The sequence below is a fragment of the Aeromonas finlandensis genome, assembly GCF_000764645.1.
Classification (GTDB): Bacteria; Pseudomonadota; Gammaproteobacteria; order Enterobacterales; family Aeromonadaceae; genus Aeromonas; species Aeromonas finlandensis.
In genome coordinates this window covers 17,855-40,208 of record NZ_JRGK01000043.1, presented here as the reverse complement: position 1 = coordinate 40,208, position 22,354 = coordinate 17,855, and the positions used below count along the sequence as shown (strand labels likewise).

The following is a 22,354-nucleotide window of genomic DNA, read 5'->3' as shown; positions in this document are numbered from 1 at the left end:
GACCATTGGATAAAGAGAGTGCCAATGGGATTAGGGCATCGACAGGGAGGCTGGCTGCTATGAGTGGCGTTGTGCGGTTCTGGTCAGGGTCAGGTAATCGCCGAGTATCGGTAACCCTTGCTGATGGCGGCGCAGCATGTCGAGGGCGGCAAAGGCGAGGATCTTGCGGCGGCTCTCCGGGTCAGGTTGGCTGACCTTTATCGTCTGACCGACGTGTTTGCCATCGACGCAGAGCTGCAGTGGCACACCCTCTGCCCCCTCTCGCCCTATGGTCAGTTGCAGGCCCGCATCGGCTGTCGGTAACAGTGCCAGTTCATCGGCCAGTTGCGTGTCGAAGAGGGCGCCCAGCTGAGGATAGCCGTGGCAAAGCGCCAGTAGCGCGCCGCCACTCTCCCCCTCCAGTAGAGCCAGTGGCCTGCCTTGCAGCAGCGCGAGGATCTGCTGCGCCGGTTCCGTATCTCCGCTGCCGACCAGCCAGGGGCGGATCGTGTTGAGCAATCTGCTCTCGGCGCTCTCCATGTCAGCGGCGCTGGCGCCGTGGCCGATCAGTTTCAGCTCGATAAGGGGCATGGAGGAGCGATAACCCAGCTCGATGCCGGTGGGCCAGGGGGCGGCATCCAGCAGGTCGCTGAGGGCCGATTCCGAGACGCCGAAGGTGTAAAAGCGGCGCAGCTCGGTATCGATCTGTGCCCCGGCCAGCTGTTTGAGGCGCGGCAGAATCTGCTCGCGCACCATCTGCTTGAACTCGAATGGTACGCCCGGGGTGAAGAAGAGCTGGCTCTGGCCACTTCGCACCACAAAGCCGCAGGCGGTGCCCACCGGGTTGTCGAGGATCTCGCACCCCTGCGGCAACCAGGCCTGCTTGGCATTGCTTTGTGCCATGGGGCGGCCACGGCTGGCGTAGCGGGCCGTGATGGTGGCGAGCCAGTCGGGGAAGAGGGTGAGCGGCTGGTCGAAGGCCTCGGCGGCGGCCTGAGCGGTGAGATCGTCGGCTGTGGGGCCCAGCCCGCCGCACACCAGCACCACCTCGGCGCGGCTGGCGCTCTCTTGCAGCACCGCTTTCAGGTCGGCGAGGTTGTCCCCCACCGTCAGGCGACGGCGTACCTGCCACCCCTGTTCCAGCAGCAGGGCGCTGAGCCAGGCCGCGTTGGTATCCACCACCAGACCCGTCACTATTTCGTCTCCGGTACTGATGATCTCGATACGCATGGTGGGCTCCTTGGGTGAAACGGGTGACAACGGTTGGCCTCGGGCCAGGACAATCAGGACTTGTTGTGCTCGAAGTAGTAGCTGATCCGGGTACGCGGATTGAGGTACTCGAACACGGCGGGCGGCAGCCGTTTGGGGTGGATCACCTTGGCGATCGACAGTTCGGCCTGCTGCAGGTCGATGATGGCAGCTTCCTGACGGGGAATGCGCGGATCGTAGACCAGCACCGAGGGGTAGAGCAGGCGCGAAGCGTTGACCGACATCACCAGCCCGACCTGACCGTTGGAGAGTTGCACTACGCTGCCGGGGGGATAGATCCCCATCAACCGGATCAGCATGCTGAGGTACTCCGGATTGAACTGCGCCTTGCGCTGCTTGTAAAGGCCGCTCAGGGCCGAGTAGGGCACCTTGGCCTGCATGTGGCAGAGGTTATCGTATTCGTTGATCAGCGACACCATCTGGGTCAGTGGGTCGAGCTGGCCACCTTTGAGCCCTTCCGGCCCGCTGCCATCGAGATATTCGTGGTGATGGAGCACGATCCCCTTCGCCTCGGCCGGGAAATCCTTGGCCAGATTGAGCAGGTCGAGGCCATAGCGCGGGTGCTGGGCCATCAGGTTCTGCTCGGGCTTGGTGAGGGGCTCGGTCTTGCGCAGGATCTGGCTCGGGATCTTCAGCTTGCCGATATCGTGGAACAGCGCCCCCATGCCGACCTGACGGATCTCATCGGCCGTCATGCAGCACTCCTTGGCCAGCAGCATGCTGAGCACGCTCACGTTGAGGGAGTGGAAGTAGAGGTTGTTGCCATCCTCGCTGTCGGAGACCAGATGGAGCACCATCTCGTCCACCGAAAGCAGTTGGTCGGTCATGGCGTTGACCAGCTCCTGCGCCTCGCCGATGGCATTGAGGGGGCGGGACTGGATCTTGCTCATCACGCTGCGTACCTGAGCCAGCGACTGCTGGAACTGCTTCTCGCACTGCTGCAGGTTGCGGCGATAGAGCTGCAACTGTTCGATGCGGTGATCCTTCTCCTGCTGCATCTCGGCCTGCCGCTGGGCGGCGTCCGCTGTCTCTTGCGGTTGGGGTTGCACCTGATTGAGGGGTTTGGGCGGGACGTCGCTCTTGTCGGGAATGATGGTGACCAGTTTCAAGCCGAGACGGCGGATCAGCTCGATCTCCTCTTCACTTTTGATCTTGAAGCTGGAAAACAGGAACGGGTGTTCGCGCCACCCCAGTGGCAGGGATACATAGTTGCCGACTTGCAGTCGATCTACGGAAATCTTGATACCGGTCATTATGTTGGAAGCAGGAGACACACTGAGCCGTATGCTAGTCAAAGGCGGGGGTGAATACAAAAGGTATCTGATGACAGGGCGGGAGCTTTATTATAGGCTTCTGGATGTCCAGACATATTTACCGATGCAGTACAGGGAGTAAGCATGCCGATCAAGATCCCGGATCAGTTACCCGCCGCCGAAGTGCTGGGGCAGGAGAACATCTTCGTGATGACGGAATCCCGGGCCGTCACCCAGAACATCCGCCCGCTGCGGGTGTTGATCCTCAACCTGATGCCAAAGAAGATTGAGACCGAGATCCAGCTGATGCGGATGCTCTCCAACTCGCCGCTGCAGGTGGATGTGGATCTGCTGCGCATCGATGACAGGGAGTCAAAGAATACGCCGCAGGCACACCTCGAGAACTTCTATCACGACTTCGAGCAGGTGCGTGGCAACAACTACGACGGCATGATCATCACCGGGGCGCCGCTCGGGCTGGTGGAGTTCGAGGAGGTGGTCTACTGGCCGCGCATTGTCGAGATCATCGAGTGGTCCCATCAGCATGTCACCTCCACCCTCTTTCTCTGCTGGGCGGTGCAGGCGGCGTTGAAAGCCCTGTATGGCATGGAGAAGCAGACCCGTGGCGAGAAGCTCTCCGGCGTCTATCATCACCATCGTCTCGATGAGCACGAGCCGCTGCTGCGCGGCTTTGACGACGAGTTTGTCGCGCCTCACTCCCGTTACGCGGCGTTTGATGGCGATCTGATCCGCGCCCATACCGACCTGCAGATTTTTGCCGAGTCAGAAGAGGCGGGGGTCTATCTGGCGGCGACCAAGGATTGTCGTCAGGTGTTTGTCACCGGTCACCCTGAGTACGATGCCCTGACCCTCGATGGCGAGTATCAGCGGGATCTGGCGGCGGGGCTCGACCCGGCCATTCCGGTCAACTACTACCCGAATAACGATCCGGGCCGCACGCCACGGGCCAGCTGGCGCAGCCACGGCCATCTGCTGTTTGCCAACTGGCTCAACTACTACGTCTATCAGCTCACCAGCTATCGGGTGGAGGATATCGGCAAGGTCTTTACCTACGACCAGGGGGGCAAGTAGTCAGTCGTTGCGATCCAGCCGCTCGGCCAGCTGGTCGAGCCACTGGCGGTGCACGGCCAGGGTGAACGCCTTGGGTCTGTGGGCCTTGATGGCAGCCATCGCCTCGTCGAGAGGCTGGCCGAGGGAGAGCAGCAGTGTCGCGGCCATCAGTCCGGTGCGACCACTGCCGCCCTTGCAGTGAATGACCAGATGCTTGCCGTCGCGCAGCAGGTCGATCAGCTGTGGTAACACCAGCTGCCAGGCCTGTTCAAAGGCCGCATCGGGTGCCTTGTCGTCCTCAATGGGCAGGTGAAACCAGCGCATCCCTTCGCGTTCAACCTGCTGGCCAAGGTGTGCCAGCTCGAACCTGACCAGTTCGGCGCGGGTCATCAGGGTAATGACCCCGTGGGCACCGGCAAATCTCAGCTGATCCAGCGCCAGGGTCAGCGGCACCTGCTGGGTGCCGGGGCAGGGGGTCAGCAGCAACTGGCCATCGACACGGGGAACCTCGAGGCTCCAGAAGGGGTGAAACGGGTGCATGAGGGGTCCTCGCGTTAGTAGCCGGTTGGCAGAGCCCGGCGAATGGCGCCAAGCATAGGGTGGCAGGGGCTGATGTCAATGGCCGTTGTGTTTGGCCCGGTTTACGGGCAGAGTCTAAAAAATTGAGCGGTTCAAGGAGTTATGATGAGAAACCTGGATCAACTGGATTTGGATATCCTGGCCCATCTGTTTCGGGATGCGGGCATGACCAACAAGGATCTGGCCGCGCTGGTGGGCGTTGCCCCCTCTACCTGTCTGGAGCGGGTGCGCAAGCTGCAGCAGGATGGCGTGCTCAAGGGCGCGCACTGCGAAGTGGATTATCAGGCCCTCGGCGGCCACATTCAGGCGATGGTCTCCCTGCAGCTGGCCCGCCATAGCCGCCAGATCATCGACGCCTTCCGCGATGCCATTCTGGCGCTGCCCGAAGTGATCAGCCTGTTCCACATGGGCGGCAAGGATGATTTTCTGGTGCATCTGTGTGTCTCCGACACCGAGCATCTGCGCAACTTCGTCTTTGACCACTTCACCTCCCGCGAGGAGGTGGTGCACCTCGAAACCTCGCTGGTATTCGAGCACAGATTCAGCCGCTCGCTGCCCTGCTTTACCCAGTCATAATGGCCAGTGAGTCGAGAGGGTGAGCAGATAGAAAAAACCGCCAATCGGCGGTTTTTTCTATTCGACTATCTATCCTGTGCTTTCTTTCATCCGGAATGGGCAGTTCAGTTGGCGACGGTACGCTCATCCTTTGCCGTCTGATAGAGCCCCTTCTGATAGGCCATGCTGCCCCAGAGCACCAGACCAAGAGCCTCTTCCTTCATGGCTTCCGGTTGCGCTGCCGGGGTCAGTTTCTCGCTGGCATCATCGTAGACATATCCCTCCGCAGCCCGCTCCGGCTGCAGGATCACCACATCCTTGCCGCGCATCAGGGCGAAGTTCTTGTCGTACTGCATGATGGCGCGCCCCGGCCAGTCGGCGGGCATGCGGGTCAGATCCTTGCCCAGCATGGGATAGTCGGCACTGATCCCCATCAGGGAGAGCAGGGTCGGCGCCATGTCGATCTGGCTGACGATGCGCGGATCCTTTCTCGGCGCTATGCCGTCACCGACGATGACCCCCGGAATATGGAAGCGGGGGATGGGCACCAGACTGGCGCCACCGACCCGGCTGTCGTGATCGGCAATGACCAGGAACAGGGTGTCCTTCCAATATTCAGACTGTTTCGCCTTCTTGAAGAACTCGCCGATGGCGTAGTCCGCATACTTGGCCGCGTTGTTGCGGGTCTGCTTGGGTTGCTCGTAGAGTTCGATGCGGTTGTCCGGGAATTCGAATGGATCGTGGTTGCTGGAGCTGAACACCAGGCTGAAGAAGGGTTTTCCCTCCTTGTGGAGCGCCTTGAAGGTCTCGTCGGCCTTGGCCATCAGATCCTCGTCGGAGGCGCCCCAGGACCCCTTGAATACCGGGTTGTCGAAATCCTTCTGCTCGACGATGGTGGTGAAGCCGTTGCCGAGGAAGAAGCTGCGCATGTTGTCAAAGTGGCTCTCGCCGCCGTAGATAAAGCTGGTGTCATAACCTCGCTGTTTGAGCAGATCGGCGATGGTGAAAAAGTTGGTCTGGCTCTTGCCGAGTTTGACTACTGCCTGTGCCGGGGTCGGCGTGAAACCGGTCAATACCGCCTCTATACCGCGCACCGAGCGGGTGCCGGTGGCGTAGAGCTGCTCGAAGGCCCACCCCTGTTGGGACAGGGCATCGATATTGGGGGTGAGCGGCAGGCCGCCGAGGGAGCCGACAAACTGGGCGCCCAGGCTCTCCTGCAGCAGGATCACCAGATTCTTCGGTTTGCCCTGACTGCTGGCCTGATTGAAGGTCTGGCTGGGCAGCAGGTCAGAGTTGAAATCACTGGCCGGACGGCCGCTCTCCTTGCGCATGATGGCGAGCACCTTATCGTCTGCCATCTTGCCGTAAAACTGACTGGCATCCTCTTCATCGCCCATCTGCTTGATGGCAAAGAAGAGGGAGTAGGAGGAGTTGACGGTCAGGGCATTGACCAGCGGATCATCGGCAAAGGCGACCATGGCCGGGTTCAGGGCGCGGTGGCCAAGACTGGAGCGCGCGCCGAGAAAACCGATGGCCAGAATGAGCAGGGCGAAGGCCGGACGCAGATACCAGCGCGGGAAGCTGAGGCCACGCACCAGACGGCCGCTCAGCCACCAGCCACCGGCCAGTACGGCGCCACTGAATACCACGGCCAGCAGCAGCTCGGCTTTGCGGCCTGCCCACAGCATGGAGAGCACCTCCTTCGGATAGATGAGGTACTCCACATAGAGGCGATTGGGGCGCACGCCGTACTCGGTGATGAAAGAGGGGGTGGAGATCTCGAGGAACAGCATCAGCCAGAGTCCCAGTGTCAGCCACACTCGCATCAGTTGCAGCCAGCCCCGGCCGATGGCATGGGGGCCCGCCAGCAGCAGGGTGAACATGGCGGGGACACCCCAGACCCAACAGAGGCTGGCAAAATCGACCCGGATCCCTTGCAGCAGCATCTCCTGCCAACCGGCAACGGCATCGACCCGTTCCAGTTGCCAGAGGCCGAGGGCGAGCCGGCTGAAAGAGAGGGAGAAAAGCGCGAGCGCACAGAAGACTGCGAAGGGCCAAAAGGGGCCGAGCCGCTGTTTTAGAACTGTCATGTTTGTTCCTGATTGAGACTGTAAACGTCTGTCCACAGACGTTTTATAGTTGTTGTGACCTTATGACAGGCAGATGGGGAGAAGGTTGCACTCTAGCTTGCCAAAAGAGGCAATTAACATATCGCTTATCTAAATGTGTGAGGTTGATCGTCTGCTGACTACAGCATAACCTGCTGGGCAAAATGTGAGCTGCCGCCCGTATGGGGACGAGATGGCCATTTATAATTGCCGCGAATTATCTCAATCGGAGCCGAAGGGATGCCGGTCTTTATCGATGTGGAGTATTTGCAGGGATGGCGCCTGTTCGTGGTGTTATCGGATGGTACCACAGGTGCGCTGGATCTGACCCCCTGGCGAGCCCAGCCACTGTTTGCCGCTCTGGAGAGCGAGCGTCACTGCGCCCGTGTCTTCATCAATCGTCACCACCAGCTGGAGTGGCCCGCTGGATGCACGTTGTCAGCCCATGAGATCTATCACCTGATATCCCCCATCGATGAGCGGGAGGTCTTCAGCTAGTCCCCATTTTTGTGAGCAAACGCCAGATTCCCGTTGCTGGAATGTTTGCCCGTTTGCCTTTCTGAATCAACTTGGGTAAAACCTGCGCAACATTTTGCCAACCTGCCTTCAATTTACCTGACAGAGGCTTGCCGCTTTCGTGCCGCAGGCCTTTTTTGCGGCCTGATGGCAAACCTTTCCCCAACTGAAAGGTTTGATTGGTTGAATGAAAAAAACAAAACAAACAAATACATAAGGAAAATGTATGGCTTGTCATATGCGCACACCCCTTGCCCTGCTGGTTGGCGGTCTCGCCTGTCACGGCGCAGCCGGTCAGGAGCAGGTTCAACAGCTGGATCCCATGGTGGTGGTGGCAACCCGTCCCGCCAGCACCCTGGAGGTGACGCTGGATCCCAAGAAGCCCGGCTCACCCATGCCGGCGGCCGATGGTGCCGGTTATCTGAAGAATGTCACCGGCATGAGCATGGTGCGCAAGGGGGGACTGGGTGGCGATCCCGTGCTGCGGGGGATGGGGATGTCCCGTCTCAACGTGCAGATGGATGGCGGCATGCTGGCCGGTGGCTGTGGTGGCCGCATGGACCCGCCCACGGCCTATGTGTTCCCCCAATCCTTTGACCGGATCCGGGTGCTCAAGGGGCCGCAATCCCTGGAGCAGGGTGCCACCCTGGCGGGAACCGTGCTGTTCGAGCGGGACAGGCCCGAGTTCACCGCACCGGGCCTCAAGGCCGATGCCTCGGCCCTCTACGGCAGCTTTGGCCGCGATGACCAGATGGTGGATATGACCGCCGGGGCGCCGCAAGGCTATTTGCGCGGCCAGTTTACCCACTCCGACAGCGACGATTACCGCGATGGTCACGGTAACAAGGTGCGCTCTTTCTATCGCCGCGAGAATGGCACCGCCCAGCTGGGCTGGACGCCGGGGGAGCACACCTGGCTGGAACTCACCGCCGAGCGCAGCAATGCCCGCGCCGCCTATGCGGATCGCACCATGGATGGCCCCATGTTTGATCGGGAGTCCTTCGGGTTGAAGCTCAAGCAGGAGGAGATCACCCGTTATTGGCAGCGCAGCGAGCTGACCCTGTGGGACAACTACATCGACCACATCATGGACAACTTCAGCCTGCGGCAAAACAGCGGCATGAAGATGCTCTCCAACCCGGATCGCCGCAACACCGGCGGGCGCTGGGCCAACGACATCACCCTGCCTGCCGACTGGTTGCTGACAGCCGGGTTCGACAGCAACCGGGATCAGCACCGCAGCCGGGGCGGCGTCGATTATGCGACGCAGGATCGCCAGCGCACCCTGCGTTTCGAACAGCAGGGCGGTTTCGCCGAGCTGGGCCGTCAGCAGGGGGCCCATAGCTACAAGGGCGGTTACCGGCAGGATCGGGTAGAGACCACCCGCTATGGCGCCGGTGAACAGACCCTCTACAGCGATACCCTGACCTTGAACAGCGGGTTTGGCCGCTACGAGTATCAGTGGTCGCCCCGCTGGTCCAGCTATCTGGCCTGGGGGCAGGCAGAGCGTGCGCCGGACTACTGGGAGCGCAGCAAGGACAGCACCCCGTTCACCCTCAACCCGGAGCGCAGCCGCCAGTGGGATGCCGGGCTGGCCCTGCGCAGCCGCGAGCTGGATCTGACCCTCTCCCTCTTTAGCGCCGACATCAAGGACTACCTGCTCTACAACAGCAAGTCGAACAAGGTGCGCAACATCGATGCCCAGACCCGGGGCGGCGAGCTGGAGGGGCGCTGGCAGTTTGCCGAGCAGTGGCGCCTCGATGGTGGTCTGGCGGTGGTCTATGGGGAAAACCGGAGCGACAACAAGCCGCTGGCCCAGATGCCGCCCCTTGATGGCAAGCTGGCGTTGGGCTGGCAGCCGGATGAGGCGCTGAGCTTCACCCTGCTGGGCCGCGCCGTGGCGGCGCAGGAGCGGGTGGACGTCGGTTCCGGCACGGTGGCCGGTCAGGATCAGGGGGAGACCCCGGGCTTCTTCACCCTGAACCTGAGCGGCGCCTGGCAGTTTGCCAAGGGGTGGCAGCTCTCGGCCGGGGTGGACAACCTGTTCGACACCTTCTACTACGAGCACCTCTCCAAGTCGGTACACAGCAGTCAGGCCGGGTTGGGCTATGAGCAGAGCGGCCGCATTCCCGAGCCGGGTCGCTCGTACTGGCTCTCGGTCAACTACCGCTTCGCCTCCGACGGCGTGCTCTGAGCAAGATGAGCGGGTAACGTTTTCAGTCACAGACCCCTCTGCGAGCGCTCGCTATCATGGCGAAAAGCAGGTGCATTCAGACACTTGTGCTCACAGCGGGAACATAACAATGAAACAGGGAACGTTGCGCTATGGCGGCCTGCTCTGGGCCGCCCTGTTACTTGCTGCTTGCGGCGGCAGCGGTAGTTCTGGCGGGGAGATCACTCCCCCCGTCGTTAATCCGCCGGTCAGCACGGCCAGTCGTGCCTGCTACGGCGATGATCAACCCGCCTGCAACCTGCGCATCTATCAGGTGATGGTGGAGTCCTTTGTCGATGGTGACGGCAGCGCCAACTACGGCGTCGGCTATGGCCCCTCCCGCCACAACGGCGATCTGCAGGGGATCATCGACAGCCTCGACCACATCAAGAGCCTCAACGTCAACGCCATCTGGCTCACCCCGGTGTTCGACTCCTGCGCCGGTCAGGGCGGTGACAACAAGCTCGATGCCACCGGCTACTTCGCCTGTGATTTTTTCACCGTGGACCCCAACTTTGGCAGCAATGCCAAGCTCAAACAGCTGGTGGATGGGGCGCACCAGCGCGGTCTCTATGTATTCCTCGACGGGGTGTTTGGCCACGTCAACAAGATGGGGGTGAGCAAGCCCTCGCCAGAGGGACGCCTGCCCGCTCTCACCGGCGGTGGTGCCGGTTATCCCGGTCAGCTGGTGGATTACAGCAAGCCGGAGAGTCTCGCCTACTTCAAGGAGGTGGTCCGCTACTGGGTCGAGCAGTACGGCATCGACGGCTGGCGCCTCGATCAGGCCTATCAGCTGGGGCTGGATGAGTGGCGCGCCATTCGCCGCGAAGTGGATCTGGCCAGCGCGGCGCGCAAGGCGGCCGGTCAGCAGTGGGGTACCCTCGGCTACATGGTGGGCGAGGTGTGGAAGGGGGCCGATGAAATCCGTGCCGAGGCGTATGGATCGAGCGATAACCCGGCGCTCTCCTCTGCCTTTGACTTCCCGCTGCGCTACGGCATCGTGCAGGCGCTGGCGGTAGAAGAGTCCGGCAAGGGCGGGCAGGGGGCCAGCGTGCTCGACGCCAGCTGGAACAAGGTGGAGAACTACCCGAATCACGCCATGCCCAACCTGATGCTGGGCAACCACGATCTGGTGCGTTTTGGCGATCTGCTGGAGCGCGGCAACTTCAATCCGGCGGAGTACTGGCAGCGCCACAAGGCGGCCTTCAGCTTCCTCGCTGCCCGCTCCGGCCCCATCACCCTCTACTACGGCGAGGAGTTTGGCGACGAGGTGCCGGGCTTTGCCGCCAAGGTCAGCGGCGACTGCGCAGCGCAGGGGCTGTGCGACGATCACGTGGCTCGCAGTGACGGCAAGGTGCCCGCTGTCACCGGCTTTGTGCCGGGCAGCGAACAGAGCGATCTGAAAGAGTGGCTCGCCCAGCTGCTGGCGATGCGCGCCGCTCACCCCGCCCTCTATCAGGGGGAGCGGGTCAAGCTGGTGGCCGAGGGGAGCCTCTATGGCGACATCAAGCAGACGGCGGGGGAGCAAGTCGTCTATCTGCTCAACCTCTCCACCACTGCGATCAGCTACAACCTGCCAGCGGGCAAGTTGCGCAGCGGCAGTGCGCTGGTGGATCTGCAAAGCGGCGAGAGTCTGGCCATCGGCGGCAGCAGCGTGACGGTGGAGCTTCCCCCCTTGAGCGGGCGTTTCCTGCGTCTGCAATAAGTCTTCGGAAGCACGTTGTGATACGAGAGAGGGCCCCATCGCGGGGCCCTCTCTGTTATTGGGGGCGACAAGGTCGTGGCGGGTTATGCGGTGGTCTGGCCCCGGTTTTCCAGCCGCTGGCGGAAGGCGCGGGCCAGCCGCTCGTAGATATCCTGCGCCTCCTTGTCTTCGATATCGCCGCGGATCCAGGGGTTGTCGACGATCTCCAGCAGCACGCAGTCACGCCCCTGCTGGCGCAAATCGAGCCCGTAGAGGCCATTGCCGAGCTGATGCACTGCGCGGCGAGCGGTCTGCAGTACCCGCTCCGGCACCTCGTTAAGCGGCAGCGCCTCGATGCGGCTCATGTCGAGGGGGTGCTTGCGGCGGCGAATGCGGTTGCCGGGTTCGGGCCGGTAGCGGCGGCAGGCGAACAGCGGCGAGCCGTCGAGAAAGCCGATGCGCCAGTCGAACTCGGCGGGGATCCGGCTCTGCACCAGCAGCAGGGCGGAGCGGCCCAGCCCCTCGTCCAGCAGCCGGGCCAGCTGCTGCTCGTCGCCGGCCATGGCGAGATCCCGCCCCTGTGCCCCGTCGGGCACTTTCACCATCAACGGCAGGCCGAGCCGCTGCACCAGCTCGTCCACATGGTGGCGGCCGCGACGGGTCACCACCATGGTGGGCGGCATGGGCACGCCGCTGCGCACCATCAGCTCGTAGAGATAGAGCTTGTTGCTGCAGGCGAGGATGGCGCGGGAGCTGTCGATCACCGGCATCTTGAGCTGCTCGGCGCGGCGGGCAAACTCAAAGGTGTAGTGGCCGACCGCGGTTTCGGCGCGCAGCCAGAGGGTATCGAACTCCGGCAGTCGCTCGATGGCGGAGGGGGGCAGGATCTCGGCCCGGATCCCCTGGGCGGCGGCAGCCCGGATAAAGCGCTCCAGTGCCAGCCCATCGCTGCTGGCGCGGCCGTCGTTGGGGTCGACCAGAATGGCGAGCTGGTAAAGCGGCGCCGCCTGCTCCTCGTCACCGCTGCCCACCAGTGCCTGAGCGTGATGCAGCATCAGGGCCTTTTCGTTCGGGCTCAGCTCCAGCGGCGACAGACTCTGCTGCTGGCGCACCGACCAGCCGTGGCGGCCGCGCTTGAGGGTCAGCTCCTGCAGCGGCAGTTGGCTCAGACCGTAGTAGTAGCGGGCCAGCCCCGCCAGCTCGCTCTGTTCACACTGGCCAAAGATGGCGCGCACCCGGATCCTGTCCTCGCTCTGCTGGGCCAGCCACCCTTGCGCCTTGCGCCACAGCTTGGCCGGTGGCTGCTGGGGTTGCAGTCGGCTGATGGCCTGCAGACCCGGCAGGCATTGATGGCCGCGGGCCTGGGCCAGCAGCGAGCAGTAGTAGCCTGCGCTCAGGTGTTCCAGATTGCGGCAGAGGTTGATGATGCGGGGTCGGCCGCCGGTGGTCGGCACGCCATGTTGCAGATAGGTGCGGGCGGTCAGCAGATAATCGGCATGGCAAGGCCAGTCGCCCAGCTCTTCGACGATGACATAGGTACTCATATTTTCAGCTCCACAGATCAGACTGCCTGAACAGGCAGGATCCCCAGTGGGCTTCGATGCACCGACAAGCACGACAATGGCGTGAGGGGAAACAAGAGGTTACAGTGCCTAATATGACGCTTTGGTAACTTGTGATACAAGTCGCATTTTTGGTGCTGAAGATAAATAACCGAACAAGGACTCCCCGTGTTGACCGTCCGTGTGGCCCAAACCGATGATCTGGGCGCCATCGTTAATCTGGAACGCTACTGTTTTCCCCCTGAAGTCGCCTTTGGCCGCAGCCGCTGGCACTATCTGCTGGCCCACGCCAAGGGGCGCACCCTGTTGCTGCTGGATGAGAAGCATCAGCTGATGGGCTATCTCTGCCTGCTGGAGCACAGAGGCTGGGATCGGCTGGTCATTCAGGCGCTGGCCATTCGCTGGACGGTGCGCCGTCTGGGCTGGGCCCGCCGTCTGCTGGAGCAGGTGATCCGCGAGGGCAAGGCCGCTGGCTGGGGGGCGATTCGTCTCGAAGTGGGGGACGCCAACGCAGAGGCGCTGGCGCTCTATCAGGGGTTGGGATTTCGTCCCCAGCAGCGGCTGGCGGACTACTATGGCCGCGATCAGCACGCCCATCGGCTGGTGCTGCCGCTGGTGAGCGACCAGGAGTGTGAGCGGCGCAGATTGGCCCGCACTCAGGCGCGCAAGCCGCCTTCGCAGGCCAACTGATCATGTTGCACGAGCAAAATCGAGGAGCTGGATGAGCTGCGACAACTGTCTTGCCACCGCCATCAAGGCCAAGCTGGGGCGCTGCCCGGTCTGCGCTGGCCAGACGTTCGTCATCGGGCTGATCGGCTGGCTGGTCTGGTGGTGGTGCGGCGCCGATACCTCGGTCAACGCCCTCACCGGCCTGCTGTTTGCGCTGGGTGGCTCGGGCCTGTTGCTGCTCCATCTGGTGGTATTTGTCTGGCGCAAGGCGACCGGACGTGAATTGAGCGATGAATGAATCTGATTGGATTCAAACAGATAAATAACAATATCGGTGTAGATATGGAGGTTCAGATGATTGCAATGGTAACGGGCGCCTCGTCCGGTTTTGGTGAAGCCATCAGCCGCCAGCTGGTGCAGGCGGGCTACAAGGTGATCGGCACCGGTCGCCGCGCCGAGCGGCTGGCCGCGCTGGCTGACGAGCTGGGCGAGCAGTTTCTGCCGCTGGTGTTCGATGTGCAGGACAAGGCGGCTACCCGCGCCGCCATCGCTGCTCTGCCAGCCGAGTGGAGCGAGGTGGTTCTGCTGGTCAACAACGCCGGTCTGGCGCTGGGGCTGGAGCCTGCCCACAAGGCGGATCTGGAAGATTGGGAGCAGATGATCGCCACCAACATCAGCGGTCTGACCCTGCTCACCCGCCTGCTGCTGCCGGGCATGGTGGCGCGCAATCGCGGTCACGTCATCAATATCGGCTCTATCGCGGGCACCTACCCCTATCCGGGCGGCAACGTCTACGGTGCCACCAAGGCGTTCGTGAAGCAGTTCAGCCTCAACCTGCGCGCCGATCTGGCGGGTACCGCCATCCGCGTCACCAACGTGGAGCCGGGCCTGTGCGGTGGCACCGAGTTCTCCAACGTGCGCTTCCACGGTGACGATGCCAAGGCGGCCTCCGTCTATCAGGGTGTGGAGGCGATCCTGCCGGACGATATCGCCAATACCGTGCTCTGGATCAGCCAGCAGCCCGCCCACGTCAACATCAATAGCATCGAGATCATGCCGGTGGCCCAGACCTTCGGCCCGCTCAATATCAGCCGCCGCTGATTGCAGATTTTGATGAAGCCAGCTTGATGAAATGAACAGAGGCACCCCGGGGTGCCTCTGTTCATGCTGTTCTATCAACCGAGCCGGTTACAGGCTCATGATCTTCTTGAACTCCTCCTCCGAGTATTTCTTCTCACTGCTTTTGGTCAGATCCGTCATCAGCTTGTAGCGCAGATCTTTGGCCATCTGATAGGTCTGCTCCAGCTGGCCGTAGGAGTAATCGGCGGCCAGCCCGAGCGCAGTGCTCTTGTCGCTGGCGTAGGTCTGCTTGAGGGTGTTATCGAGGATGGCGACCTCCTTGTAGAGCTTTGCGCTCTCCTTGCTCCAGACGCCCCTCAGCAGCGGCAGATACTTGTCCGGGTTGGTGTTGGCCAGCGCGGTCAGGCTGCGGAACTGCCAGTAGGCGGAATCATCGGAGTAGCTGTCGCTGCCGGTGCGATAGGGCAGGGGGTAGGACTCCAGTGTATTGTAGAGCGGCACCATCACAGATTCGGCCAGCACGCCGTAGCTTTGCCAGATCAATCCCTGCAGCTCTTTGGGCATCTCCTTGCGCAGCTGGATGACGTGGGATTCGAGCTGGCGATCGACGCGGATTGGCCGCTCCGCCTTGCCCGCCAGCGGCGTGCCCTCATAGGTGGCGCTCAGCACCCTGGCCACGTCCGGCACGGCGATGGGGGTATCCGGCTTCATAAAGAGCGGATATTGCGCCTGCCGGGTCGATTGCGGGTGGGAGGCGGTCAGCATTTTCTGGCCGAGCCACTCCCGATCCACGTTGTAGGGGTCGGCAATCACCCCAAACGCCTTGGCGAAGTTGAAATCTTTCGGGTCGGCGTTATCCAGCAATTTGTGCTGCTGCACGAACTCCAGCAGCTTGGGGGAGTGCAGCACATCGGCGCTGTCGAGGTTGACGCCGTGGATGCGCAGGCCGTTGGCCACCATGGCGTAGCTGTCGTCCGGCACCCGCACCGCGATCCAGTGGTGACCGGAGCCGATCTCCATCAGCCAGGCCTCGTTCACATCGGCCAGATAGAGGCTGTTCCCCTCACCGGCGCCATATTGCTCCACATAGCGGCCGAGCAGTTCCACGCCCTCTTTTGCGGTCTTGGCCTGTGGCAGGATCAGGGTGGGGATAATGGCTTCAATCACCCCCTTCTCGATCAGCGGATCGGCTTTTTGGGCCTTGTCGTTGACCTCGGCGCTGGTGGTGGCCGAGATGGCGACGTTGTACTCGTTGATGCCACGCTCCTCAAAAAATTTGCCTGCCGGGTCGCTGGCTGTGGCATCCCAGTCGTGGATGGCGGAGTAGGCGAAAAACGCTTTGGGCATCGGCACTTCCAACCCGTTGCCCAGTTTCCAGAGTTTGCCCTCGTTCTGCTGCGCGGGCCGGAAGGCGAGGTACTTGTTCCAGTTGTTGACGCCAAAGTCCTCGTTTCTGGCGATCATCACGCTGCCGTCTGAGCTGGCCCCCTTGCCGACAATAAGGCCGGTGCAAGCGTCGGCACTGGTGCCAAGCAGGGCGAGCAGGGTGGCGGAGAGGAGGCTCAAAGTGTGTTTTTTCATAGGCGTACCAGAGGGTTGCGGTGAGTGAGAGTCAGGCGAGGGGATGAGGTGCTGGAGGCCGCAGCTCCAAACTGGCAGCTAGGTTACCGCGGCAGATTGGTCTGCCTGTTATTGGTTCTGCGAACAGATCATCCATGACACGGCTGGCTGTGATGTGCGTCAAAAGTGTATTCCTGAGTGGCTGTTTGTTTTGTGATCAAACGGCTGTTCCTGACTTTTCTCTGCCGCCGTGGCGAGCGGACGGCGAAATGTGCCAAAACAGCATGAAGCGGCAGCAGATGAGTCATGATTCTGACGCCCGTTTGCGTTGGATGTGCGGTGAGAGCCGCCAGATCGCGGGCTCCCGCACCGTCTGACAAGTTGGCCTGTAACTTGCTGGTTTAATTGATAATGGTGGGGCCTGACGCCCCATGTGACCGGATCAGCCAGTGCCCATTGTCACAGATGCGCACCGAATTGGAGCCCCCATGGATATCAAACCCTACAGCCAGCAGCTTGCCCAGAGCGCATCCAACAGCCGTGCCCTTGCCACCCTCAACAGTGCCAGTAGCGGCGGCCAGGGCGGTGGCTGGGAGGAGATGGTCAGCCTCTCCACCCAGCGCATGACCAGTCAGGCCCAGCAGGTGCTGACCTACGAACATCTGGCCAAGAACAACAAGTTGCCGCCAGCGCTGGATATGAGCTCCGACAAGGGGGGCGTGGTGCAGCAACTGGTGGACAAGGCGCTGGGCTTCGATCGCAAGAAGTTCAACGAAATAGAAGACAAGCTCAAGACCATCGCCGACAACAAGAAGCTGACGGCGGAAGAGCGGGCGGAGCAGAGCAAGCCGCTCAACGAGCAGCGAGAGGCGATGCTCAAAGAGGCGATGGATCGTCTGACCGGCAAATCAGACAAGAGTGACAAGACCAAAACGGCCTGATCCTGCCGCCTGTTGCCTCTCTCCTGCCGGGTCGGCACGGATTTCGCCGTGCCGACCGCAGGCTTGCTCTACGTTTCCCGCTGTTTTGACCTCACCCGCTGGCAGGCGCACAATGTCCCCGCTCTGTTCAAGTCGAGGATCCTGCCGTGTACAACTTCCAATATGCCAACCCGACCCGCATCTGTTTTGGTGAGGGGCAGATCGCCAGCCTGCCCGATCTGATCCCGCCCGGCAGTCGCCTGCTGGTGCTTTATGGCGGCGGCAGCATCAAGCAGAACGGCGTTTATGAGCAGCTGACCCGGGCGCTGGCAGGGGTGACGTGGCAGGAGTTTTCCGGCATCGGCGCCAACCCCAGATACGAGCTGTTGATGGAGGCGGTGGCGCTGGTGAAGCGCGAGCGCATCGACTTTCTGCTGGCGGTCGGTGGTGGTTCGGTGGTGGATGGCACCAAGTTTGTCGCGGCGGCGGCCTGCTACGAGGGGAGCGATCCCTGGGATATCTGCGGCAAACAGGCGAGCGTGCACCAGGCGCTGCCGATGGGCTGTGTGCTGACCCTGCCTGCCACCGGATCCGAGAACAACCCCACCTCGGTGGTGAGCCGGGGGGATGTGAAGATCTCCTTCAGAAGCCCGCTGGTGCAGCCGAAATTTGCGGTGCTCGATCCGGCGACCACCTACAGCCTGCCTGCCCGTCAGACCGGCAACGGGGTGGTGGATGCCTTCATCCATATCACCGAGCAGTACCTCACCTTCCCGGTGGGGGGCGAGGTGCAGGACCGGCTGGCGGAAGGCTTGCTGCAGGTGCTGGTGGAGAATGGCCCCAAGGCGCTGGCGGAGCCTGCCAACTATCAGGTGCGGGCCAACCTGATGTGGGCCGCCAGTCTGGCGCTCAACGGCCTTATCGGTTGCGGGGTGCCGCAGGATTGGGCCTCTCACGCCATTGGCCATCAACTGACGGCGCTCTACGGGCTGGATCACGGCCAGAGTCTGGCGGTGGTGCTCCCCTCGCTGCTCCGTGAGCGGGCGAGCCAGAAGCAGGACAAGCTGGCCCAGTTTGCCGAGCGGGTGTGGCATTCGACCCGCGAGGACAAGGCCCTGCGCATCGAGGAGGCGATCATCCGTACCGAGCAGTTCTTCCAGAAGATGGGGCTGGGCACCCGACTGGCCGACTATGGCCTCAGCGAAAGCTGCATTCCGGCGGTCTGCTCCAACCTCAAGCGGGTGGGGCGTACCGCGCTCGGGGAACATCAGGATATCGACCCGGATCGGGTGGCGCGCATTCTCGCCCGGGCACTGTAAACGGGTTTTGGTTTAGGGGGTGAGGAGATCGGGGAGTCTCCTTCATCTGGCCCCCACAGTGGCGGGCACCCGCGTAGAGTGACATTGTTGCAAAAAAACCTGGCTTTAACGCTGACTTGTTGCGCAGGTGAGACAATCTGGCGGCCAGCACGACATCTCGTTTGGCCATGATGGGTAAAGTCCGATGCCCGATCGCTGTGGGAGCCAGTGATCACCGCCTGAAACAAAGAGGGCCGCTTGTTGCGGCCCTTTTGCATGATGAGTCAGCGGATCACTCGGTGCGTGCCTTGAGGTAACCGGCGTAATCCGGGATCTGCACACTGAACGCCTGCTGCATGTGGGGGCTGTCCATGATGAAGTCGGCGGTCGCTTCGTTGGTGGCGACCGGGATGTTCCACACCGCCGCCAGCCGCAGCAGTGCCTTCACATCGGGATCGTGGGGCACCGCATTGAGGGGATCCCAGAAGAAGATCAGCACGTCGATCTTCCCTTCGGCAATCAGGGCGCCGAGCTGCTGATCGCCCCCCATGGGGCCGGAGAAGAGGCAGGTGATGGGCAGCTGCGCCTTCTTGCCTAGCATGGTGCCGGTGGTGCCGGTCGCATAGAGATGGTGGAGCTTGAGCTCCTCCTTGCGGCGCATCACCCAGTTCAGCAGAGGGGTCTTCATGTTGTCGTGAGCCACCAGCGCCACCCGCTTGTGGGGCGCCATCTCGCGTGCAATCTGTTCCATGGAAATCGTCCGTAGCCTTGTTATTGGAAGAGAGCCGTATCCTAATCGAAAGCGGCGCCCGTTGCCTTGCCGGGCGCCGTAACTGTGATCACTTCGACTGTTCAATCCACTGCTTGTTCTTTTGCTCCAGTACCGAGATGGGCAACATGCCGTATTCCAGTACATGGTGGTGGAACGCCTTGAGGTCAAAGCGGCTGCCAAGGGTCTGTTCGGCAGATTCCCGCATCCGGATCAGGGCCAGTTGACCCGCCTTGTAGGAGGTCGCCTGGCCGGTGTAGGCCATATAGCGTGGCACCTCTGAGCTGATGTCTCCGGCCCCCAGCGCCGAGTTCTCTTTCATGTAGCTGGCGGCCCGGTCATGGCTCCAGCCATACCAGTGGATACCGGTATCCACCACCAGTCGCATGGCCCTGAGCATCTCCTCGTTGAGGCGGCCAAAGTACTGCAGCTGGTTGTTGAAGGCGGGCGAGCCCTCGACCTTCACGTCTCCCACCGCCGGATCATAGAGGCCACGCCCCTGATAGATCCCCATGTCGTGATCCGCCAGATATTCGGTGTAGAGCGCCCAGCCCTCCGCATAGGCGGTGTAGGAGGCGTTCGCCACATACTGCGGGAAGTCGGGATCCTTGGCGGCCAGCTCCTGGGCAATGGTGATCTGGAAGTGGTGACCCGGAGCGGCCTCATGAGCCAGCAGGGTACTGATGTTCCAGCTCTGCAGGCCGTAGGGATAGTAGGTGTTGAGGAAGAACTGCCCTTTACGCCCTGTTTGCGGATTGCCGTCCTGATACCAGGCAACCCCGCCGTAGGGGGCATCCTCATAGGAGACGGGCACCACCTCGTAATCCAGCTTGGGAATGGTGCGTTCGGCATCGAAAAAGTCTGGCAACACCGGCGCAGCCTTGCTCTTGAAGGCGTTGTACTCCCGCAGTGCTCTGTCATGTTCGGTCAGCGCCTGCTGTTGCGGCCCGCTCAGGGTCGCGCCAGCGGCGTTGTCCGGGTTCAGGCCGGATGACCAGAGCGCCAGCGGGTTCTGATAGAAGAAGGCCGGTTCGTTGAGGTAACGGAAGAAGGCATAGATCTGTCCGTTTTGCTTGTTTTGTGCCACATCATCGCTGTCGCACTTGCCGACGGTGTGACACACCTTGACCATGGCACCGAAGATCCGGTCCACCTCGTTCAACCCCAGCTCATGTACCTGCTCCGGTGTCATATTGGTGGTGGTGTGCTTCTTCAGCAGCCAGCGATACCAGTCGCGACCATTGGTCATGCCGCAGAAACCGTCGTCACACTCGCCACTGCCAAGGCGCACCGCATAGGCACCGCCATGTTGGTAATCCAGATAGTCCCGCAGCGCCAGATAACGGCTGTTGATGCTGTCCAGCACCCCTTTGTACTCGGTGCGCAGCGCCTCGTCGGCCTCTCCCGGCAACTGTTGCCAGCCAAGGTAGGATCCGGCGATCGCCTCGCCATCCAGCTTGCTGTTGAGCTGGTTCAACAGTCGGTCTACTAGCTCATCGGGCAAGGTGTTTCCCTGAACGCTGCCCAGTTCGAACTGGTGCTTCACCTCGGCGAGATAGGCGTCATAGGCCTTGAGCCAGGTGAGATGTTCCTGATACCAGGCCAGTGGTGCGGTGGCGGCCCTCGCCTTGTGTGCCAGTGCTGGCGCCGTGGCTGTGCGGTCGAGATCCCGTCGCCATGCGCCATCCCCCGGTGCAACCCGCTCAGCCGAGCTTTGATTGAAGTAATCGAAGCTGCCGCTGACGGTGCGCGCTGCCTTGCCACTGGCAGGGGCTGCGCCGACGTCATCGGCCAGATCGACCACCCGGTTGCGGAAGTGATTGATCGGGATCTGGGACTGAGGCAGATCGTAACCCGCCAGGTTGATCTGCAGATCCCAGCGGATCATGTCGTAGAACAGATGGTCCCGTTCACTCAGGACGCTCGAGTCCAGCGCATCCAGCCGCTTGAGCAACGCGCTGTCGAGCGCCTTGCGTTTGGCGATGCTGGCGGCATCGATGGCAAAACCGTAAGGGTCGAGCGACTGGCTCTCGCGCAGCGCTTCATCCATGGTCTGCATCAGGGATGCTTTGGTGGCCGCGGGATCCGCAGGTGCATGGGAGCTGTTCTCATTGCACGCGGCAAGAGAGAGGGCTATGGCGCAGGCTAGCGCCAGCTTGTTGGGCAGGAGGTGCATGATGTAGTCCTTTTACATGTTGTTATTGTGTGCCCCTGTAAGGGGTTCCAATAGTGCAACGCTCCGGAGTCTGTTTTTGCGACCTGAATAGCAAAAAGAAGCTTGTTTTTCATGCAGATAAATAGGGTGAAAAGCTATGCGGCCAGAGACGGAAAAACCCGCCTGAGCGGGTTTTGGAATCGATTTTTCATGCCATAACTATTCAGGATGAGCCGTGGTGCAACTGCGCCTGCTGGTAGTTCTCCAACCCGATGCGATCGATAAGGTCGAGCTGGGTCTCCAGCCAGTCCACGTGCTCCTCCTCATCCTCCAGGATCTTCTGGAACAGGTCGCGGCTGATGTAGTCCTGTACCGACTCGGCGTAGGCGATAGCCACTTTGAGGTCGGGGATGGCATCCATCTCCAGCAACAGATCGCAGCGCAGCATCTCTTCAACGGTCTCGCCGATGCGCAGCTTGCCAAGATCCTGCAAATTGGGCAGCCCTTCGAGAAACAGCACCCGCTTGACCAGCTCGTCGGCGTGTTTCATCTCATCGATGGACTCGTGATACTCCTTGTGCCCGAGCGCCTTGAGGCCCCAGTCATCGTAGATGCGGGCGTGCAGGAAGTATTGGTTGATGGCAATCAGCTCATTGGCCAACACCTTGTTGAGGTGGGCAATGATCTTGGGATCTCCTTTCATCGACAGTGCTCCTTGTTTCGTGCCTGAGGCGGAAATCGTTAGAGCTTAGTCGAGAAAAATGACAGCCAAAGGTGCGGGCGGGGAGGGCTCAGGCCACTTCGTAGTAGAGCACGGGTTGTTCCTGCTCCATCTTGTCGAGCTCGGCGGCGATGATCGCCATGGTCATACGCACGCATTTGCCACACTGGGCACCCACCTCGAGCGACTGCTTGAGCTGACGGAACTCTCTGTTACCTGACTGTACCGCCTTGCGGATCTGGGTATCTGTGATGCCGCGGCACAAACAGACGTACATGATGATCACCTCTTGTGGAATGGAGTGAAATCTAAATGAGAATGGTTCGTGATGCAAATAACCATTGGTAATAAGATCCCCCGCTTGCCACTGTGCAACCCCTTGGGGACAATGCTG

21 protein-coding genes are annotated in these 22,354 nt (G+C 61.5%); 10 read left to right on the top strand and 11 right to left on the bottom strand.

The window, feature by feature from the left end:
* Positions 1-57: 57 nt before the first annotated feature.
* Positions 58-1,209, bottom strand: a complete 1,152-nt coding sequence (locus LD28_RS0105785) for a competence/damage-inducible protein A (protein WP_033136056.1) — start codon at positions 1,207-1,209, stop codon at positions 58-60.
* Positions 1,210-1,262: 53 nt separating this feature from the next.
* A complete protein-coding gene (locus tag LD28_RS0105780) occupies positions 1,263-2,501 on the bottom strand; it encodes an HD-GYP domain-containing protein (RefSeq protein WP_033136055.1) in 1,239 nt (412 codons plus the stop codon).
* Between the two features lie 144 nt (positions 2,502-2,645).
* Between LD28_RS0105780 and metA the strand changes: the two genes are divergently transcribed.
* The gene (gene metA, locus LD28_RS0105775; RefSeq protein ID WP_033136054.1) at positions 2,646-3,593 is read left to right on the top strand and encodes a homoserine O-acetyltransferase MetA; all 948 of its coding nucleotides are present in this window, start codon (positions 2,646-2,648) and stop codon (positions 3,591-3,593) included.
* Here metA and LD28_RS0105770 read toward each other — a convergent pair whose 3' ends face one another.
* Complete coding sequence (locus LD28_RS0105770; RefSeq protein WP_033136053.1) at positions 3,594-4,112, bottom strand: cyclin-dependent kinase inhibitor 3 family protein; 519 nt, start codon at positions 4,110-4,112, stop codon at positions 3,594-3,596. It abuts the gene before it with no gap.
* Positions 4,113-4,256: 144 nt separating this feature from the next.
* Between LD28_RS0105770 and LD28_RS0105765 the strand changes: the two genes are divergently transcribed.
* Entirely contained in the window at positions 4,257-4,727 is a 471-nt protein-coding gene (locus tag LD28_RS0105765; protein WP_033136052.1) for an Lrp/AsnC family transcriptional regulator, read from the top strand.
* 104 nt (positions 4,728-4,831) lie between these two features.
* Here LD28_RS0105765 and LD28_RS0105760 read toward each other — a convergent pair whose 3' ends face one another.
* Positions 4,832-6,796 carry an LTA synthase family protein gene (locus LD28_RS0105760; protein ID WP_033136051.1) on the bottom strand — a complete coding sequence of 655 codons (1,965 nt, stop codon included), beginning with the start codon at positions 6,794-6,796 and terminating at the stop codon, positions 4,832-4,834.
* Positions 6,797-7,054: 258 nt separating this feature from the next.
* Here LD28_RS0105760 and LD28_RS0105755 point away from each other — a divergent pair, with 258 nt between their 5' ends.
* A complete protein-coding gene (locus LD28_RS0105755) occupies positions 7,055-7,312 on the top strand; it encodes a DUF2442 domain-containing protein (RefSeq protein ID WP_033136050.1) in 258 nt (85 codons plus the stop codon).
* Here the strand turns inward: LD28_RS0105755 and LD28_RS22860 are convergent.
* Complete coding sequence (locus LD28_RS22860; RefSeq protein WP_156120120.1) at positions 7,305-7,568, bottom strand: hypothetical protein; 264 nt, start codon at positions 7,566-7,568, stop codon at positions 7,305-7,307. The genes LD28_RS0105755 and LD28_RS22860 overlap by 8 nt on opposite strands.
* Between LD28_RS22860 and LD28_RS0105750 the strand changes: the two genes are divergently transcribed.
* Together LD28_RS0105750 and LD28_RS0105745 are read left to right on the top strand one after the other, a co-directional pair.
* Positions 7,557-9,524 carry a TonB-dependent copper receptor gene (locus LD28_RS0105750; RefSeq protein WP_033136049.1) on the top strand — a complete coding sequence of 656 codons (1,968 nt, stop codon included), beginning with the start codon at positions 7,557-7,559 and terminating at the stop codon, positions 9,522-9,524. The genes LD28_RS22860 and LD28_RS0105750 overlap by 12 nt on opposite strands.
* Before the next feature lie 109 nt (positions 9,525-9,633).
* Positions 9,634-11,247: an alpha-amylase family glycosyl hydrolase gene (locus LD28_RS0105745; protein ID WP_033136048.1), complete on the top strand. Its 1,614-nt coding sequence runs from the start codon at positions 9,634-9,636 to the stop codon at positions 11,245-11,247.
* 83 nt (positions 11,248-11,330) lie between these two features.
* On the opposite strand, the gene LD28_RS0105740 is transcribed toward LD28_RS0105745, so the two are convergent.
* Positions 11,331-12,770 (bottom strand): RimK family protein, encoded by a 1,440-nt coding sequence (locus LD28_RS0105740; RefSeq protein WP_033136047.1) that lies wholly within the window; start codon positions 12,768-12,770, stop codon positions 11,331-11,333.
* A 186-nt stretch (positions 12,771-12,956) separates the two neighbouring features.
* Between LD28_RS0105740 and LD28_RS0105735 the strand changes: the two genes are divergently transcribed.
* The 3 genes from LD28_RS0105735 to LD28_RS0105725 are packed head-to-tail and all read left to right on the top strand — an operon-like array spanning position 12,957 to position 14,558.
* The gene (locus tag LD28_RS0105735; RefSeq protein WP_033136046.1) at positions 12,957-13,478 is read left to right on the top strand and encodes a GNAT family N-acetyltransferase; all 522 of its coding nucleotides are present in this window, start codon (positions 12,957-12,959) and stop codon (positions 13,476-13,478) included.
* Positions 13,479-13,509: 31 nt separating this feature from the next.
* Positions 13,510-13,755, top strand: coding sequence for a DUF3624 domain-containing protein (locus tag LD28_RS0105730; protein ID WP_033136045.1), 246 nt, complete (start codon positions 13,510-13,512; stop codon positions 13,753-13,755).
* Between the two features lie 56 nt (positions 13,756-13,811).
* Positions 13,812-14,558 (top strand): SDR family oxidoreductase, encoded by a 747-nt coding sequence (locus tag LD28_RS0105725; RefSeq protein ID WP_033136062.1) that lies wholly within the window; start codon positions 13,812-13,814, stop codon positions 14,556-14,558.
* An 87-nt stretch (positions 14,559-14,645) separates the two neighbouring features.
* Here the strand turns inward: LD28_RS0105725 and LD28_RS0105720 are convergent, their stop codons facing one another.
* Complete coding sequence (locus LD28_RS0105720; RefSeq protein WP_033136044.1) at positions 14,646-16,118, bottom strand: C69 family dipeptidase; 1,473 nt, start codon at positions 16,116-16,118, stop codon at positions 14,646-14,648.
* A 467-nt stretch (positions 16,119-16,585) separates the two neighbouring features.
* Between LD28_RS0105720 and LD28_RS0105715 the strand changes: the two genes are divergently transcribed.
* On the top strand, positions 16,586-17,038 hold the full coding sequence (locus LD28_RS0105715) for a hypothetical protein (RefSeq protein WP_033136043.1): 453 nt from the start codon (positions 16,586-16,588) through the stop codon (positions 17,036-17,038).
* A gap of 146 nt (positions 17,039-17,184) precedes the next feature.
* Positions 17,185-18,336, top strand: coding sequence for an iron-containing alcohol dehydrogenase (locus tag LD28_RS0105710; protein WP_033136042.1), 1,152 nt, complete (start codon positions 17,185-17,187; stop codon positions 18,334-18,336).
* Positions 18,337-18,607: 271 nt separating this feature from the next.
* Here LD28_RS0105710 and LD28_RS0105705 read toward each other — a convergent pair whose 3' ends face one another.
* The 4 genes from LD28_RS0105705 to LD28_RS0105690 form a co-directional block, all read right to left on the bottom strand.
* The gene (locus tag LD28_RS0105705; protein ID WP_005335971.1) at positions 18,608-19,066 is read right to left on the bottom strand and encodes a methylglyoxal synthase; all 459 of its coding nucleotides are present in this window, start codon (positions 19,064-19,066) and stop codon (positions 18,608-18,610) included.
* 88 nt (positions 19,067-19,154) lie between these two features.
* Positions 19,155-21,260: a DUF885 domain-containing protein gene (locus LD28_RS0105700; protein WP_033136041.1), complete on the bottom strand. Its 2,106-nt coding sequence runs from the start codon at positions 21,258-21,260 to the stop codon at positions 19,155-19,157.
* 202 nt (positions 21,261-21,462) lie between these two features.
* Positions 21,463-21,942 (bottom strand): bacterioferritin, encoded by a 480-nt coding sequence (gene bfr / locus LD28_RS0105695; protein WP_033136040.1) that lies wholly within the window; start codon positions 21,940-21,942, stop codon positions 21,463-21,465.
* 88 nt (positions 21,943-22,030) lie between these two features.
* Positions 22,031-22,237 (bottom strand): bacterioferritin-associated ferredoxin, encoded by a 207-nt coding sequence (locus tag LD28_RS0105690; protein WP_033136039.1) that lies wholly within the window; start codon positions 22,235-22,237, stop codon positions 22,031-22,033.
* Between the last annotated feature and the right edge of the window lie 117 nt (positions 22,238-22,354).